Genomic DNA, 17,247 nt, shown 5'->3' on the forward strand with positions numbered 1-17,247 from the left:
TTTCTCACAGATAGCACGGAAAGCTACAGTTGCTTTTTTGAATTCATCAGGGCGACCCGTGAGAGATTATTTTTCACCATCAATATTCCCTGATCACGTTGTAAAGCGTATCCCGTTCCACGGGTTTGCGTTTCACCTGTTTGATCAGTGTTACCAGTTCGTCGGTGCTCATGGCCGGGTTTTGCTCTTCGGCGCCAGCCATCGAATAGATCTTCGTAGTGTCGTCGATGGTACCATCGATATCGTCCACGCCAAAGGCAAGTGCAAGTTGCGCGTTTTTCCGTCCCAGCATGGGCCAGTAGGCTTTCAGGTGGGGGAAGTTGTCCATGAACAGGCGGGCAATGGAATAGAGGCGAAAATCTTCCACCACGCTCACTTCGGGCACAGAACTCATGTCGTTGTCGCCGTTACGGAATTTGAGCGGGATGAAAGTATTGAAGCCGCCGGTTTTGTCCTGCAGACGGCGCAGCCGGCTCATATGATCGATCCGGTGCTGATAGGTTTCGATGTGTCCGTACAGCATCGTGGCGTTACTGTGCATGCCGGCATTGTGAATGGCTTCGTGTATCGCCAGCCATCCCTCTGCGTCCACTTTGTCGGCACAGATCTTCTCCCGGATCGCAGAATCAAAAATCTCGGCACCGCCACCGGGAATGGAATTCAGCCCGGCTTCCTTCAATACCTGCACGCCTTCGTCAACTGAAAGTTTCGCCTTGCGAAACATATAATCGAGTTCCACAGCGGTAAACGCTTTGATATGCAGGTCGGGCCGGTGCGCCCTGATCGCCTTCAACAGGTCGGCAAAAAAATACAGGTTCATTTTCGGGTGAACGCCGCCCACGATGTGCACTTCCGTCACCGGCTGCCCGTCGTATTTTTTAACGATGTTCAGCATGTCGTCTACCGACAGTTCCCAGCCCTCTTCACGGTGGGCATAGAGGCGGGAGTACGAACAAAAATTGCAGGAAAACACGCAGACATTGGTCGGCTCGATGTGAAAGTTCCGGTTGAAAAAAACGGCGTCGCCGTGACGCTTTTCTTTAACATGATTGGCGAGGGCGCCAACAAAGGAAAGGTTGCCTTTCTCAAACAAAAGGAGGCCATCTTCTTCGGTGAGGCGCTCACCAGCATACACCTTGTCGGCAATGGTTTGCAGGGCCGGAGATTCGTGGCGGAAAAGAACGTTTTCTGCAGTTGCTTTCATAGCGCAAAAGTAAGCAGCGAACAAAAAAAAGTCCTGCTAAAATGCAGGACTTTGAGTCGGTTCGCGATGATCTTTATCAGGTTCCGTTTTCAACATGCTTTATTCGAGTGAACAAACGAAAGTGGATACACCGCTTTATTGTTTGATCACACGCTGGGTGACCGATTTCTTCCCGCCGTCGTAGCCCATTTCAACAAAATAGATCCCGGCCGGCTTGCCACCCAGGTTTACAGCCTCCTGCTTGCTGGCGTTCCCGGTGAACTGTTTTGTCCAAAGGGTTTGGCCAGTTACGTTCATGACCCGGATGTACCGCAGGTCGGCCGGCGTTTGATAGTGCCAGACAACGAAGTTGCTTTGGAACGGAGAGGGATAGACCAGGTAGCCCTGTTGTTTCAGCAAGGAGGGGAGGATCTTCGTTTTGATGCTGACATTATCAATAAAAAGATTGTTCTCGTTATTGTTGGTAGCCCGGAAGAAAACCACGATCGGCCCGCCGTCGGCAAATGGGCTAATGTCGACCGACTCGGTACGCCACTCCTGGCTGCTTTGCGGGAAGAATTCATCAACGTGCGTGGCATTGGCCCCAAGGGTTTGAAGGTCGTTGCCCCATTTTTTATAGATCGTGGTAAAACTGTTGCCGCAGTCTTTTGTCACCAGCACTTCCAAGGTGTCTACCGGAATTGTGTCCGGACCCGCGGAGGCTATGGCAGCGGCCAAATCAAAATTCAGACGAACCGAATCCACGGGGCCGTAGTTGACAACCGGCGACACCAGGTCGTCTTTCTGGCCCAGGGTAAAATAGCGATAGGTATTGAGAAATGCCGAACCCTCGTTGCCGTTGCCCGTCGCGAATCGCTGCCAGGTGATTGCATGATCGCCATTTAGCACACTCCAGCCATTTGGCGGGAAGCCCGCGGCTGCAAAACTCTCTTCCAGCGGCGCATTAACCGTACCCGGGACCGCAAATAACAGGCGCAACGTATCGTTGCTCCGGTTCAAATCAACCGTGCCTTTTGCTGTTACCAGGTCGGTTTGATAGACCGTGAACGCATGGCTGCCCGGCACAAGACCGGTCACTGGTGCCAGGCTGACAACCGTTTCTGCACCTCTCGCCAACGACAAGCCGGTCACCGTTTGCGACACCGCCGCACCGTTGTTGATGCTGTACACCACACGCAATGATTTTACGGTATCCGTGCCATTGTTTCGTACCGTGACCGATGGCGTAACAGTGGTGGTGCAAACAAAATTCTTCGGTTGTTGAATGGAAACTATCTGCACATCGCGTTGGTAAACCGCGGTGACCGAAATATTATCAAGAAAGATGTTATTCGAAAAACCGTTGGTGTTCCGGAATGCAAGGCCAAGACTTCCCGAACGGAGGGCCTGGGCATTTAAAACGATGCTTTCGGTTTTCCAGTCGGCGGCAGCAGGATTTGTGTATTCAGTCTGCGTGCTGCCGGAGGTGGCAAGCGCAGCACCGGTTTTACTGTACACCGGTGTAAAGGTGTTGCCACAATCCACTGTCGTCAGCACGGAAAGGTTATCGCCGACAGAGCCCTGGTAATTTTTGTGGGCCAGGTCAAAACGCACCAGCACGGAGTCGGCGCCACTCACGTCGATGAATGGTGTGCGCAGGTCGTCTGTCTCGTCGATCACGTTGTTGTTGAAATTATCAAAGTAAACCGCATACCGGCTGGCCTTACCCGGTGACGTTCTTGTCCATGTTACATTTTTGTTGGGATTAACAATACTCCAGCCGGGTGAAGGAAAGGCGTTTTCAAAATCTTCCACGACTGGTGTATTGGCCAGGCGAACCACAGTAAACGATTTGGTGAGGGTGTCGTTGCTGAGACGCGTATCACCCGTGCCTGAAACCGCTACAGGACTAAAGCTAAAGGCGGTTAAGGTGTGCGTTCCCGAAAACGTTGCACCCGGCGGTAACGATACCGTTGCCGAATCACCCGGGTTGATTGTTTGCGTAAACGTTTGTTGCAAAACGGCGCCCTGGTCGATCCTGTAGCCGATGCTGAAGGCGGTGACTGCTTCCAGTCCCACATTTTGAACCGTCACGGCCGGCGTGATGGATCCTGAGCAGACCGTTGATCCCGGGCTGGCGATCTCCACGACCTGCAGGTCTCTTGCTCCCACTTTTGCAATGGAGATATTGTCCAAATGGATCCAGTTGCCATACCCGCTGATGTTGCGGAACACCACGATGATCCTGCCCGATGCGATCAGTGAGCCGTTCAGGCTTATATTTTCTGTGCGCCAGTCTCCCTCGGCTGGCTGGTTGTAATTCAAATCGGAAGAACCGGCTGTTGCCAGTTGTTCACCGCCTTTGCTATACAACCGTTTAAACGTTTGCCCGCAATCGGTGGAGACGAGGACGGCCAGCGTATCGGAATTGTTGGCATCCGGGTAATTTTTATGGGCCAGGTCAAACGAAAGAAGGTAGGCCGATGCCGGATCGACCGTGATCGCCGTGCTGCGGAAATCGTCGATATGGTTGAATCCTTCCATGTAGTAATTATCGATGGAAAGTTTTCCCAGCGATCCGTCGCGTCCGGGTGTGGTGCGCTGCCAGGTAAAATCAAAATCCGGGTTATCGATTGTCCAGTCGGTATAGGGGAGTGCTGTTTCGAATCCCTGGTTCAAAGGGGTCGCCACCGGGGCAAGCACCACGAAGTTCTGGGTATAGGAGTCATTGGCGGGTACGGCGTCGGTGCCTGCATTTGGCGAAGCCGTAAAAAAGCGAAGCGTATGCTGGCCAACTGTTACGGCAATCGCCGGGAAAGTGACGACAGATGTTCCACCTTGCGGGATATTCACCGAAACAGTTTGTGTAACCGCGTTACCGTTATCGTAGCTGTAACCAACGGTCAGGCTGGTCAGCGTCGTCAACCCGTTATTGACAACCCGGAATTTCGGGATCAGGGTTCCGGGACAACTAATGGTGTCGGTGTAATAGATGGAGGAGCACCCGATCATTTCTGCACCGCCCGGACTCACGGACGAAATCACACCGGCATCCAGCAACACAGCATCGGCCGGCGTTTGGCAGCCCAGGGATGTTTTCAGGCTTGCCCGGCAGTTGTCGAGTACCCATTCCATCCGGGCTACCTGTTTCCGGGTAAACATCGACAGGCAGGCATCCTGGGTATAGTCCATGTGATTCTGGTACATTTTGCCGGGGCTGGCCGTGGCACAGCCGTCAGTCATACTGCCCACGGGACAGGAAGTCGTAGCGTCGCCCTGGTTGGGCGTATCACCCACGTCGTTGGCGCCGTTGCCTGTCCCGGCAGGATTGAACAAACCATTCGGCAGGCTACAGCTTGTCGATGAAGGCAACTGGGCGAAATCATCGCCGTTACAGGTCCCATTATCGTCACCCCAGATGTGGTAAAGCCCGAAGTAATGCCCGATTTCGTGCGTGGCCGTCCGCCCCAAATTGTATTGCGGCATGGAATAACAGCCAGAAGAACCAAAAGCCTTGTAATTCAAAAACACGCCATCGTCGCTGCCGGATCCCACGCCGACATTGTCTGCATATCCAAGGATACCCTGGCCGGTTTCGTCGGAGCCTATCCAGAGATTCAAGTACTGGTTTGTATTCCAGGCGTCCAGTCCACCGAGTGACGTGCGCTTGATCGGGTCTGTGCTGGCCGTGGCATCGGAGCCTGTGGCACTCCAACGGCGGTCGATCCCGTTGGTCAGTTGCCCGGATGGTGAACGACGTGCCAGGCAAAAACGGATTTGGCTGTGTCCCCTCACGGTATAAAAGCTAATGGCATTGGTGCTGTCGGCATTGAGCCCTGCAAAGTCCTGGTTCAGGCGATCGATCTGTGCCTGCACATCTGCATCGGTAACCAGATAAGGGTTGGGAAGAACGATATGCACGACAACCGGGATACTGACAAGGCCCTGCAGGCGAAAGTTGCCGGCATTGGGACCATCCATCACCCGTTTTGCTTTTTCGGGAGCGGCTGTCTTAAAGGCGTTGTTGTTTGCTTCGTACAGGGCGACCCGGTCCATGGTGGCACAACGGCGGACTGCGTTGGTTTTTTGCTGCGCCGTCGTTTTCACTGATAAAAAAAGGCCGGCGGAAACAGTCAGAGCAAGGATAATGGCAGGTTTCAAAGCAGTTCGATTTACTGAATAAAATGGTGGATCGTATTCGTAGAGACAATAATACTCAATTCGTACGGTCAGGAAAAAAGTTTTCGGTCAGCGGGACGAAACCCTATACCGCTTGTTGCTTCCGCACGGAAAAGCAAATGACCAGTGCACCAGCAATCTGGTTATTCACCTGCCTGCCCCTTGTCATTGCAAGCAATTTTTCAACGAAAACAAGCGAGGCAAAACGGTGATTCCGGAGGGCAGTTGGAATAACGAAAGCCGCTTCGCATTTCACCGCAGAAACAAGCCGGCGACCTGTATTGTATTTTTAAATCCGCTATCTTTCACGGCAAAATAAACGCAGCAGATACATGAATATCAAGTTCCGCCTGACCCTAATGAGTTTTCTCCAGTTTTTTGTTTGGGGTGCCTGGCTGATTACCATCGCCACCTATTTCTTTTCCAGCGATATGGCGAAGATCGAAAACCCGGGAGCCAAGTTCGGCGCTATCTTCTCCACGCTTGCGCTTTCTTCTCTTTTCATGCCGGCCGTTACAGGCATCATTGCGGATAAATGGATAGATGCGGAAAAGCTCTATGGCCTGCTGCATATTCTATATGGTGCGTTCCTGTTTTATGTACCGAAAGTGCATGATGCCGATACGCTTTACTATGTCATCTTCGGCGCCATGATCTGCTATATGCCGACGATTTCCCTTTCCAACTCCATTGCCTATACCATTCTGAAACGGGAAGGCTACGATGTTGTAAAAGTGTTTCCGCCGATCCGTGTATGGGGAACGGTTGGTTTTATCGTGGCCATGTGGATCACGAACCTGACCGGCAGCAAAGCCAACGCCAACCAATTTATCATCGGCGGAATCGCAGCGGTGCTCCTCGGCTTGTTTTCCTTTACCCTGCCCAAATGCCCGCCCCAAAAAAGCATTGCCAAAAATGCCGGCCTCGCCGAACAATTGGGCTTGCAGGCGTTTAAGCTGTTTGCGAAATACAAGATGGCGCTGTTCTTTCTGTTTTCGATGTTGCTCGGCGGCGCTTTGCAACTAACCAATATGTATGGCGATACGTTTTTGGATGACTTTAAAAAAATACCGCAATATGGCCCCGACTCTTTCGTAGTGAAATACTCCACGATTATCATGTCCATTTCGCAGATGTCGGAGACTTTGTTTATCCTCACCATACCCTTTTTCCTGAAACGGTTTGGCATCAAAAAAGTCATGTTATTTTCAATGCTGGCTTGGGTGCTGCGTTTTGGACTTTTTGCTTACGGCAATCCTGCCGAAGGTTTGTGGATGATCATCCTGTCCTGTATTGTTTACGGGATGGCCTTCGACTTTTTCAATATTTCCGGGTCTCTTTTCGTGGAAACGGAAACCAGCCCCTCCATCCGGTCCAGCGCACAGGGACTTTTTATGATGATGACCAATGGACTGGGCGCTTTTTTAGGAAGCAAGGTGAGTGGCTATGTGATCGATGCGTATTATACATTGCCCAATGGCGATAAGAACTGGCACAGCATCTGGCTGGCATTTGCGATCTATGCACTGATCGTGGCCGTCCTGTTCTTTGTTCTGTTCCGGCACCGTCACCAAACGGTGGATAAGGAGCTGGAGGCAGCCACACTGCAGGAAATGACACCGCATTGATCCAATCGGCAACAAGCATTCTGCAACGAAAAACCCGAAGCTTTTGCTTCGGGTTTTTCGTTTTTAGGTGAAACCGTTCACCCCATTTTCTTTTGTTTATTGCCAATTGTGTTTAATTAGCATGTGCTTCGATCTTTTTCACAAAGTTGCCTTTCGGTTGCGCACCAACCAGCTTGTCAACAACCTGTCCGTTTTTGATGAACAGAATGGCAGGAATGGACGTGATACCGTAGTTCATGCTTACCTGCGGGTTTTCATCAACGTTCAGTTTGCCGATATTTACCTTCCCGTCATATTCTTTCGACAGTTCATCAATTACTGGTCCGATAGCACGGCAGGGGCCGCACCATTCAGCCCAAAAATCAACGATTGTCAATTTATCCGATTTCAGTACTTCCGTTTCAAAGTTTGAATCTGTGAATGCTTTTGCCATGGTTTTATGATTTAAAAAATTTTCAAACGATAATTCTGCAAATTTAAGCCCAATCCGAATTTTCGTGACGTCGTGTCAGGAGAGCAAGCCAAAAGTAAAATTTCAAAAGTCATCCGAACTCAAATCTCAACCGTACCCCTTTTTCTTTTACGCTTAAGCTGTGACGACTTTTACATCGATTTCCGGCGTTCGTTCGAGGAACTCGATCATTTCGTGGTTCATTTCAAAGCCATGCCCGTTTGTTTGCAGCGCCGCCTTCCAGTTATTTTTTGGCTCGACAACCGTGATGCGGACCGAGGAACTCCCGGGATGCGTCTGCAGGTTTTTTTCAAAAAAAGCAATGATCTCGCTTTGCAGGTTGCGTACATCCATCTCGAGTTGCAGCTGCTTGGTGAGCTGGCGCTTGATATTTTCGGCAAGCGTAATGCTTGTCAGTTTAAACTCGTATTCGGGTTTGTACATGCGCTGCTTGAACGCGCCGCAGAGCAACACAGCCGATCCCTGCAGCAGGAAAGCCTGGAACCGTACATAGTCGTCGCCGAATAAAACCAGTTCCGTTTTGCCGGAATAATCTTCCAGCACGTACGAACCAAACTTGTTTCCCTGCCGCGAAATCCGTTGATTGGCCGTGGACACAAGACAAAGCAGCTTGAAGCTTTTGCCCTGTGCAGACAGGGTGGGAGAATCTTTGACCTCGTTGAAATCGGCAACCGGTGTAATACCGTAATTCTTCATTTCAAATTTGTAGTGATCCAGCGGGTGGCCACTCAGGTAAATACCGGCCACATCTTTTTCCCGGTCCAGTTGCTCCGTCAACGACCAAGGCGGGCAACTGGCGATCTGCGGCGGTTTGATATCGAGCACGGCGGGCAAATCGCCAAACAGTGTGTTTGACGTATTGAGTGTTTGTGACTGCACGATGTTGCCATACTTGATGATTTTTTCCAGCCCCGTTTGGGTTTCACCTTCCGGGATGCAGATATACTGGGCACGGTGCAGTTGCGGAAATGTGTCGAAGGCGCCGGCGTACACCAGGCATTCCAGTGTTTTCTTGTTCACCGTTCGCTGGTTGATGCGACGCATGAAATCGAACGGATCTTTGTAATGGCCTTCTTTTTCGCGTTCGAGGATGATGCTTTCCACGGCTGCTTCACCCACGCCTTTCAATCCCCCCAGGCCAAAGCGAATTTCCCCCCTTGCATTCACGGCAAAACCTTTCCTGGATTCATTGATATCCGGTCCGAGTACCCGGATACCCATTCGCTTGCACTCTTCCATAAAGAAGGTGAGTTTTTCAATGGCGTTGGCGTTGTTGAGTACCGCCGCCATGTATTCGGCAGGGTAGTGGGCTTTGAGGTAAGCCGTTTGGTAGGCTACGAACGCATAACAGGTCGAGTGCGATTTGTTGAAGGCATACTGGGCAAAGGCCTCCCAGTCGGTCCAGACTTTCTCCAACACTTTTGCCGGGTGGCCTTTGGCCACGGCGCCGTCGATGAACTTGCTCTTCATCTTGTCCAGCGTCTTCCGGTCTTTTTTACCCATCGCTTTTCGCAGCACGTCGGCATCTCCCTTGGAGAAGCCACCCAGCTTCTGCGCCAGCAACATCACCTGCTCCTGGTACACCGTGATACCATAAGTTTCCTTCAAGTATTCTTCCATTTCCGCGAGGTCGTATTTGACCTCCTCGCGTCCATGTTTGCGGTCGACGTATTGAGGGATATAGGCCATTGGACCCGGACGGTACAGGGCGTTCATCGCAATCAGGTCGGCAAACTGGTCGGGCTTCAGTTCCTTCAGGTATTTCTGCATGCCCGGGCTTTCAAACTGGAAGGTGGCGATGGTTTCACCTTTTTGGTAGATCTCGTAGGTCTTCAGATCATCCAGCGGAATATCGTCAATTACAATGTCAACGCCGTGGTTAGCCTTGATCATTTCGAGGGCATTCTTAATAATGGTGAGGGTCTTCAAACCCAGGAAGTCCATCTTGATCACCCCGGCATCCTCGATGATCTTCCCCTCAATCTGCGTCACCAGCAGCTCGGAGTCTTTGGCCGTGCACACCGGGATGATGTTCATCAGGTTGTCGGGAGCGATGATGATACCGGCGGCGTGAATACCGGTGTTCCGCACGGATCCCTCCAGGCGTTCGGCTTCCTTGAGCACCTGCGCACGGATGTCGCTGCCGTTGTAAATGGCCCGGAGCTGCTTGACATTCTCGATATCGTCGTTGCCGTAGCCTTCTTTTTCTTCCAGGCTCTTTTCGCCGTCTTTCGCAGTGAGCGGCGCCTTCAGCACACGGCCCAGTTCCGTTCCGGGTTTGTCGGGCACCAGCTTGGCCAACGCATTTGATTCGGCCAGCGGCAGGTCCAGCACACGGGCCACATCCTTGATGGACATTTTCGCGGCCATCGTACCATAGGTGACGATCTGCGCCACCTGGTTGCGGCCATATTTCTGCACCACGTAATCGATCACTTTCTGCCGGCCTTCGTCATCGAAGTCCGTATCGATATCGGGCATCGACTTACGATCGGGGTTGAGGAAACGCTCGAACAGCAGGTCGTATTTAATCGGGTCGATATTGGTAATGCCAATGCAATAGGCCACCGCCGAACCTGCCGCCGATCCACGACCGGGACCGATGAAGACGCCGAGGTCGCGACCCGCCCTGATAAAATCAGATACGATGAGGAAGTAACCGGCAAACCCCATCGTTTTAATGGTGTGCAGCTCAAAGTCGAGGCGTTCCTGCGCCTTTTCGTCGATGGTGCCATAGCGCTGGCGGGCTCCTTCAAAGGTCAGGTGTTTTAAGTATTCCCATTGATTCAGGTTGGCATCGTTGTGTACCTGGAACTCTTTCGGGATCGGGAAGGCGGGAAGAAGGATGTCCTTTTTCAGGTTCAGCAATTCCACGCGGTCCACGATCATGTTGGTGTTGTCGATGGCTTCCGGCACGTCGCTGAACAGCTTTTTCATTTCGTCAACGCCTTTGAAATAGAACTGGTCGTTGGGAAATTTAAAGCGCCGGTTTTTATGGTTGGCATCGTCGTTTACGAAATCATCAAAGCCCGGTGTGCTTTGCTTTTCGCCTGTGTTGATGCAAAGCAGGATGTCGTGGGCATTGTAATCATCACGGTCGGTATAGTGGCTGTCGTTCGTGGCAATGACCGGAACATTGTATTTTTTGGCAAACTTCAGCAGCACCTGGTTGATGGTTTCCTGCTCCTGCATGTTGTGGCGCTGCAGCTCGATGAAGTAGTCTTCGCCAAACATGTCCAGCCACCATTTGAATTCTTTCTCGGCGGCTTCCTCGCCGTCGTGCAGGATGGTTTGCGGTACATAGGCACCAATGCAGCAGGTGGTGGCAATCAGGCCTTCGTGGTATTGCTCAAGTAATTGTTTGTCGATACGGGGATACTTGGAGTACATTCCCTCCAGGTAGCCCAAAGAAGTCAGCTTGATCAGGTTTTGATACCCGATCGCATTTTTCGCCAGCAGCACCTGGTGGTAGCGTTGGTCGCGCTGCTCTTTGGAAAAGGTCTTGCGGGTTCGGTCTGCCACGACATAGAATTCACACCCAACGACCGGCTTTACCTTAACGGTTCCATCATCGTTTTTGTGCTTGTAGGCTTCCGATACAAATTCAAACGCACCGAACATATTCCCGTGGTCGGTGATGGCAATGGCCGGCATTCCCTCTTTCACTGCTTTTTTGTACAATGCCTGGATATTGGCGGCACCGTCGAGAAGGGAAAATTGTGTGTGAACGTGTAAATGGCTAAACTTCATCGGGTCTCCTCTTGATCTAAATCAGAAATTGTAAAAGGCAGGGCGGCCTACCTTGCGCAAGGTACAGCCGTTTAACGCAATAATGCCTGTTAAGGTCCGTTGAAAGAAATCCACAGGGTGTGGGAAAAATGGAACAAAGACCCTATTTTCGTCCCTCACCGAGCACCACAAAAACAAGCCTCATGGTAAAACAAATCCTATTGACAGCCACCATCTTGTTATTTATGGGCAGTTTCATGTCCGTGTCGGCCCAAACATCCGTCAAACAAAATAACACCGAAGCCTCTAAAACAAATTATAAATTTCTCGATGACATCTCCATTGAACCGGCTGTTGAAGCCATGCCTGCCGAACCCGTACGGATGGCCGTTCCAACTGTTAAAAAAGACCTGTTGAATGCAGCGAAAACCTCGTCGTCCGGCTTAATCGAAGGCGCCGGCGCCCTGCAGTTTAAATACTCCTTGCTTTTGGATGTAGAAGTTGAATTCCTGAAAAATATCCACCTGCTGAACCTGATCGACGGCTGGATGGGAACCCGCTACCTGTTGGGAGGGGCTACCAAAAGAGGGATCGATTGTTCGGCCCTGATGCAGGTATTTTTCGCTTCACTTTACGGCATGGCGCTGCCCCGCACGGCCAAACAGCAATACGATGCCAGTCGCAGGATTTCCCGCACCGAACTGAAGGAAGGCGACCTGCTTTTCTTCAATACCACCGGAGGCGTATCGCATGTGGGAATGTACCTGTGTAACAACAAGTTTGTTCATGCCTCTTCGTCCAACGGCGTCACCATTTCCGACATGTTCGATCCCTACTATGCCAACCGCCTGATTGGCGCCGGTAGACTGGTAGAAGAGAACAATGCTGTTCCGGCCGTTTTGTTAACTCCAAATCCCTAGTATTCCACATAAAAATTTGAAAAGCCCTGCCGGAAAGCAGGGCTTTTTTGATGCAAAACGGTTGCGACTGGGTTTCCACAGTAATGGTCCTTTACCTGCTGAAAGCCCAGGGAATGGTTTCACATCCTTAAAAAAATGTAGAGTAAAAGAGAGTCGTCTATGACTTATGGCTTCACACCACGACTCAGTCCAAGCCTTTTTTTCAGCGTATGCCAAACCGGGATGGCATCGGGTGAGAGTTTGAGCTGGATGGTTCCCAAAACAAAGGGCAGGAAAAAAACAAGGCTCCGGAGTATGATCCATTGCAACCCGGTTTTGTTATGAAAAAGGAAATAAGCGACTACAAAACAGAGGGCAGCCAGCACGAGGGCATAAAGTGTTTTCCGGTCGAAGGGCTGCATAGCGAGTTTTCGCAGAAGAAACAGGTAACGGATGGTGTTGTATACGGTAAACGAAATCAGGCTCGAAATGGCAGGGCCGTACATGCCAAATTTCCGTGTAAGAATATAATTAAGCGGCAACATCAATCCAAGCAAAATGAGTCCTGTGGTGAATTCGAACCGCCAGTAGGTGGACGTGCCGATGATCTGTGCGTTTACGCCGGTGCCCATGTCCACAATGCGGGTCAGGCCCAGGTAGAAAAACACCCATTTCGCTCCGAGGTAGGCTGGTTGCAGGTGAAACGTGCTGATCCCGTCTTCGAAGTTCAACCAGATAAGTGAAAACATTGCACAGGAAAACAATAACTGGTTGATAGAGGAGCGGTGGTAAATGCGTCTTATTTTGCCGTAATCTTTCTCCCGCCAGGCCTGGGAGAGTGGCCCCGTGGCTGCGGAAACGACTGCCCGCTGCGGCGCCTGGATCAGGCTCGTCATATACTGTCCAAAAGTAAATACACCGGCAGCACCAATCCCGTTGGGTAAAACGGCTGCAATAAACAAGGTGTCGATCACCGAAGCAATGCTGAAAACAAGGCCGCCTGTCCAGACATAACCAATCAGCGCAATGATCTTTTTCCGGAATTTCTGCGTGACCCTCGTCGGTTTAAAATGGAAATGCAACAAGCCCCTGCTCCCCAGGAAGACGAGCAGGAATACCACCAATCCAATATACACAAACGCATAGAGGCCGATAAAGGTGTCGAAACTGGAAATGACACCAACCATCGTCAACCCGATCAGCACCGTAACAAAGGCACGGAAAACGATCTCCTTCATCACATTGCTTAAAACAGCTTTGTGCAACTGCCAGGTGTACACATCCAGCACCATGAACAGGGTGAAGCCAAATCCAAACGGAAAGAGCCAGTAATAATATTGCAGCAACTCTGGCGAGTTGTTAAAGATTTTGCCTACCAGCGGCCCCCTGAATAAGATGCCCAGCGCCAGCACCACCAAAAAACCAATACAGGGCAGGAGCAGGGCCCAGGTCATCTGGTCGCTTTTCCTGGCTGGGAGGTGCGCCTTGTAGTAGGGAAAAAACTTGTTGATGTATGCGGGCATCCCCACACTTGCCACCGAATACATCATGTGACCGATGGCCACAAAAATGGCCGTTAAGCCAAACTGCTCTTTGGTAAAACCACCTTGCCGTGTAAAGAGAAAGGTGTTGAAAAAACCCAGCGCAAAGCCGGCATACACCACAACAGAGGCAACAATGCTTTGCTTTCGGATGGTGCTCATTGATCAAACCCGGATTTGGATGGAACCGACAAAACGGTCAGGTCATTTTTCATTCGCGGCAAAGAAATCACAGTTTTCGTAGATTGATGTAAAAGTTTTTATCCACGTCAAATTGTACGGTGTTAGGCAAAGTAAGGGTCTTCCAATTTTCGGTCGGACCAATAAGATCGCCATTCGTCAACCTGACCGGCATATCGAAACCTTTTATAGCATTGGCCCAGCGGTATCGAACTGTTTTGCCCGATCGCTTGTACTCCAGTGTCGGAACTTTGGTCGTGCGGAGATATTGATCAAACACGTTGCGGAGATCCCTGCCGCTCTTTTGGCTGATGTAGTCTTCTACCTGTTTTGTTGTTACCGTTTGGTGGTAAAACGTTTCATTCAGCCCACGAAGAATTTGCCGGAACTTCTCATCATCATTGATGATTTGCCGGATCGTATGCAGAACGTTGGAGCCTTTGTTGTACTGGTCGTCGCTACCGGGTTTGTGCACGCCATAGGGGCCGATGATGGGTTTATCGTTGGCGATGCCTTTTCGCAGTCCCTGCGTGTAATCATTGCCCGCATTTTTTCCATAATAGTATTCGGTAAACAATGTTTCCGAATAATCGGTAAAGCCCTCGTGCACCCACATGTCGGCAATGTCTTTTGCAGTGATGTTGTTTCCAAACCATTCGTGCCCGCTTTCGTGCACGATGATATAATCCCATTTGAGTCCCCAGCCTGTACCGGAAAGGTCAGTCCCGAGGTAGCCGTTCATGAATCCATTGCCATAAGCCACGGCGCTTTGGTGTTCCATACCCAGGTAGGGCGACTGGACCAATTTATAGCCATCGGTATAAAAAGGATAGGGGCCAAACCAGTGCTCGAAGGCCCTGAACATGGGCTTTACTTGCTCAAATTGTTTTTCGGCTTTTGTTTTCTCATAGTCGAGCACCCAGTAAGCAAGATCCAGTTTACCTTTTTCTCCTGAAAGCGTATCAGTCCACGAGACATAATGCCCGATGTAGGGGATGATGTTGTAGGCGTTGATCGGAGCCGTCACTTCCCAGGTGTAACTGGCTTTTCCATCCGCCACAACCCGCTGTTTCAACCGGCCGTTGCCAACGGCGGCCAGTTCTTCCGGCACATTGATGGTCAGCGACGCTCCTTTATCGGGTTCATCGCTCCACATGTCTTTGCAGGGATACCAAAGCGAAGCACCATCGTCTTCGCAGGCAACGCTAACCCAGGTACGGCCTTGCTTGTCTTTCTTCCAGACCCAGCCTCCTTCCCACGGCGGATTATGCGCTTCTTTCGGCTTGCCGTGGTATACGATTGTCAGTTGCTGCGTCGTGCCTTTGGCCGCTTGCGGCAGCGAGATAAACCAATGACCGCCGGCTGAATAAATGGGTCGGGCGGGATCACTGACATAGCGCTTGCCGTTGTAAAAAATACTGTCGATCTCCAGGGGCTGTTGCAAATCCACCTGCAGGTAATCATCATGCTGATCGGTCAGTACCGAATAGGTCAGGGTTGTTCTGCCGGAAATCGTTTTGGTGTCTATATCGGGGGTTACGGACACATCGTATCGCTGCACATCCCACCAGGAACGCTGCGGCGTATTGCTGCCAAACAAGGTATCGAGATGGGAAAACGTTTGCTTCGCTGTTTGAGCTGTTGCACTTGCAGATAAGAAGAAAATAAAAGAGAACGCAGGCCAAAACTGTTTCATCGCTGGGTTTTCAGGTTGACAATCCGAATCGTTCGCTAATTTAGACGGTTACTGTGATGCATATGTTCCGTCGTACCAAATATTTAACCATTCCCTGTCTTTTTTTGTTTATCCTGGCTTCCTGCTACAGCGGCGAAAAAGAAGAAACTGCCATTTTTCATTACAACGAAACGACCGGTGTGGCGTCGATCGATCCGGCGTTTGCAAAGAACCAGTCCATCATGTGGGTCATTCACCAGTTGTACAATACGCTGGTGGAAGTGGACAGCAACCTGCACATTGTTCCTTCCCTTGCCAGGCGGTGGGAGATTGCACCCGACAAAAAAACCTACACCTTTTTTTTACGCGGTGATGTTTTTTTTCACGATGATCCCTGTTTTCCAAACGGGAAGGGCCGGCGTCTGACCGCACCGGATGTGGTGTATAGTTTCAATCGCCTTGTAGCAAAAGCAACTGCCAGTCCCGGCGCCTGGGTTTTTAACGGGAAAGTCGACAGCGCCGAGGGGTTCAAGGCGGTGGACGACACAACGTTTCAGTTGAAGTTGCAGCGGCCCTATCAACCGATCCTTGGCATTTTGTCGATGCAATATTGCTCCATTGTACCGCACGAGGCGGTGGAAAAATACGGTACCGATTTCCGGCGCCAGGCGGTGGGATCAGGACCTTTCCGTTTCGTGGCCTGGGAAGAAGGGCAGGCGATGGTGCTCCAAAAAAATCTGAAGTATTTTGAAACCGATGCCGCCGGAAGGCGGCTGCCCTATCTCGACGGCGTCAAAATCAGTTTTTACGATAGCAAGGCAACCGAGTTTCTCCTGTTCCGCCAGGGAAAACTGGACTTCATCAATGACATCGACGCTTCGTTTAAGGATGAAGTTCTGACGAAGAACGGTACACTGCGCAAAGACTGGCAAAACAAGATCAGCCTGCACACCCATCCTTATTTGAACATCGAATACTTTGGCATTTTGGTAGACGATAAAAATCCCCTGGTGAAATCGTCCCCCCTTCGCCTGCAGAAGATCAGGCAAGCCATCAATTATGGATTTGACCGGCGAAAAATGGTCCTGTACCTGCGAAATTCACTGGGCATACCGGCCACTTCGGGTTTTGTGCCGGCAGGCCTGCCTTCTTTCGATTCGCTCCAGGTAAAGGGATATGAGTACAATCCGCAACTGGCCCGGAAGCTGGTGGAAGAGGCGGGAATCAGTCGGGGAAATTCACCCGTCATCAAGTTATACACGATCCCGATCTACTCCGACATTGCCAGCTACATTGCCCGCCAACTGGAAGAAATTGGCCTGAACGTCCAGGTAGATGCCGTGCAGAAATCGCTGTTGCTCGACCTGACGTCCAATTCAAGGGCTTCATTTTTTCGCGGCAGCTGGATTGCCGATTATCCCGATGCGGAGAATTATTTGTCGGTGTTTTACTCAAAAAATCCTGCGCCGCCAAACTATACCCGCTATCAAAATCCAGCGTTCGATGCCTTGTTTGAAAAAGCCATAGCGGAAACCAATGATTCCCTTCGTTACCAGTTGTACCGGCAGGCCGACCAGTTGATGATGAAAGACGCACCGGTCGTACCGCTTTGGTACGACGTTGCCGTGCACCTGGTACAGCCTACCGTTATTGGTTTTGTACCCAATGCCCTCAACCTGCTCGAACTCCGCAATACGCAGATCAAACGGAAATAATGTGGAGTGGTAAATAAAAATGTCAATGGCCAATGCCGAGTGGAGA

General features: G+C 50.9%; 9 protein-coding genes. 3 read left to right on the plus strand and 6 right to left on the minus strand.

Annotation, left to right across the window (positions count from 1 at the left end; translation table 11 throughout):
* Nucleotides 1-79: 79 nt before the first annotated feature.
* The gene (gene mqnE, locus D6024_RS13230; RefSeq protein WP_121355101.1) at nucleotides 80-1,204 is read right to left on the minus strand and encodes an aminofutalosine synthase MqnE; all 1,125 of its coding nucleotides are present in this window, start codon (nucleotides 1,202-1,204) and stop codon (nucleotides 80-82) included.
* Between the two features lie 135 nt (nucleotides 1,205-1,339).
* On the minus strand, nucleotides 1,340-5,344 hold the full coding sequence (locus D6024_RS13235) for a T9SS-dependent choice-of-anchor J family protein (RefSeq protein ID WP_121355102.1): 4,005 nt from the start codon (nucleotides 5,342-5,344) through the stop codon (nucleotides 1,340-1,342).
* Nucleotides 5,345-5,694: 350 nt separating this feature from the next.
* Here D6024_RS13235 and D6024_RS13245 point away from each other — a divergent pair, with 350 nt between their 5' ends.
* The gene (locus D6024_RS13245) at nucleotides 5,695-6,990 is read left to right on the plus strand and encodes a nucleoside permease (protein WP_121355104.1); all 1,296 of its coding nucleotides are present in this window, start codon (nucleotides 5,695-5,697) and stop codon (nucleotides 6,988-6,990) included.
* A 112-nt stretch (nucleotides 6,991-7,102) separates the two neighbouring features.
* Here the strand turns inward: D6024_RS13245 and trxA are convergent, their stop codons facing one another.
* Both trxA and dnaE read right to left on the minus strand, forming a co-directional pair.
* A complete protein-coding gene (gene trxA / locus D6024_RS13250; protein ID WP_121355105.1) occupies nucleotides 7,103-7,423 on the minus strand; it encodes a thioredoxin in 321 nt (106 codons plus the stop codon).
* A gap of 153 nt (nucleotides 7,424-7,576) precedes the next feature.
* On the minus strand, nucleotides 7,577-11,212 hold the full coding sequence (gene dnaE / locus D6024_RS13255) for a DNA polymerase III subunit alpha (RefSeq protein ID WP_121355106.1): 3,636 nt from the start codon (nucleotides 11,210-11,212) through the stop codon (nucleotides 7,577-7,579).
* A gap of 182 nt (nucleotides 11,213-11,394) precedes the next feature.
* Between dnaE and D6024_RS13260 the strand changes: the two genes are divergently transcribed.
* Complete coding sequence (locus D6024_RS13260) at nucleotides 11,395-12,111, plus strand: C40 family peptidase (protein WP_121355107.1); 717 nt, start codon at nucleotides 11,395-11,397, stop codon at nucleotides 12,109-12,111.
* A 164-nt stretch (nucleotides 12,112-12,275) separates the two neighbouring features.
* On the opposite strand, the gene D6024_RS13265 is transcribed toward D6024_RS13260, so the two are convergent.
* Both D6024_RS13265 and D6024_RS13270 read right to left on the minus strand, forming a co-directional pair.
* Nucleotides 12,276-13,793 carry a polysaccharide biosynthesis C-terminal domain-containing protein gene (locus tag D6024_RS13265; RefSeq protein WP_121355108.1) on the minus strand — a complete coding sequence of 506 codons (1,518 nt, stop codon included), beginning with the start codon at nucleotides 13,791-13,793 and terminating at the stop codon, nucleotides 12,276-12,278.
* A 67-nt stretch (nucleotides 13,794-13,860) separates the two neighbouring features.
* The gene (locus D6024_RS13270) at nucleotides 13,861-15,507 is read right to left on the minus strand and encodes a M1 family metallopeptidase (RefSeq protein WP_121355109.1); all 1,647 of its coding nucleotides are present in this window, start codon (nucleotides 15,505-15,507) and stop codon (nucleotides 13,861-13,863) included.
* Between the two features lie 62 nt (nucleotides 15,508-15,569).
* Between D6024_RS13270 and D6024_RS13275 the strand changes: the two genes are divergently transcribed.
* Nucleotides 15,570-17,201, plus strand: a complete 1,632-nt coding sequence (locus D6024_RS13275; protein ID WP_121355110.1) for an ABC transporter substrate-binding protein — start codon at nucleotides 15,570-15,572, stop codon at nucleotides 17,199-17,201.
* The last annotated feature ends 46 nt before the right edge of the window (nucleotides 17,202-17,247 follow it).

Source organism: Flavisolibacter nicotianae (assembly GCF_003628535.1).
GTDB classification, from domain to species: domain Bacteria; phylum Bacteroidota; class Bacteroidia; order Chitinophagales; family Chitinophagaceae; genus Flavisolibacter; species Flavisolibacter nicotianae.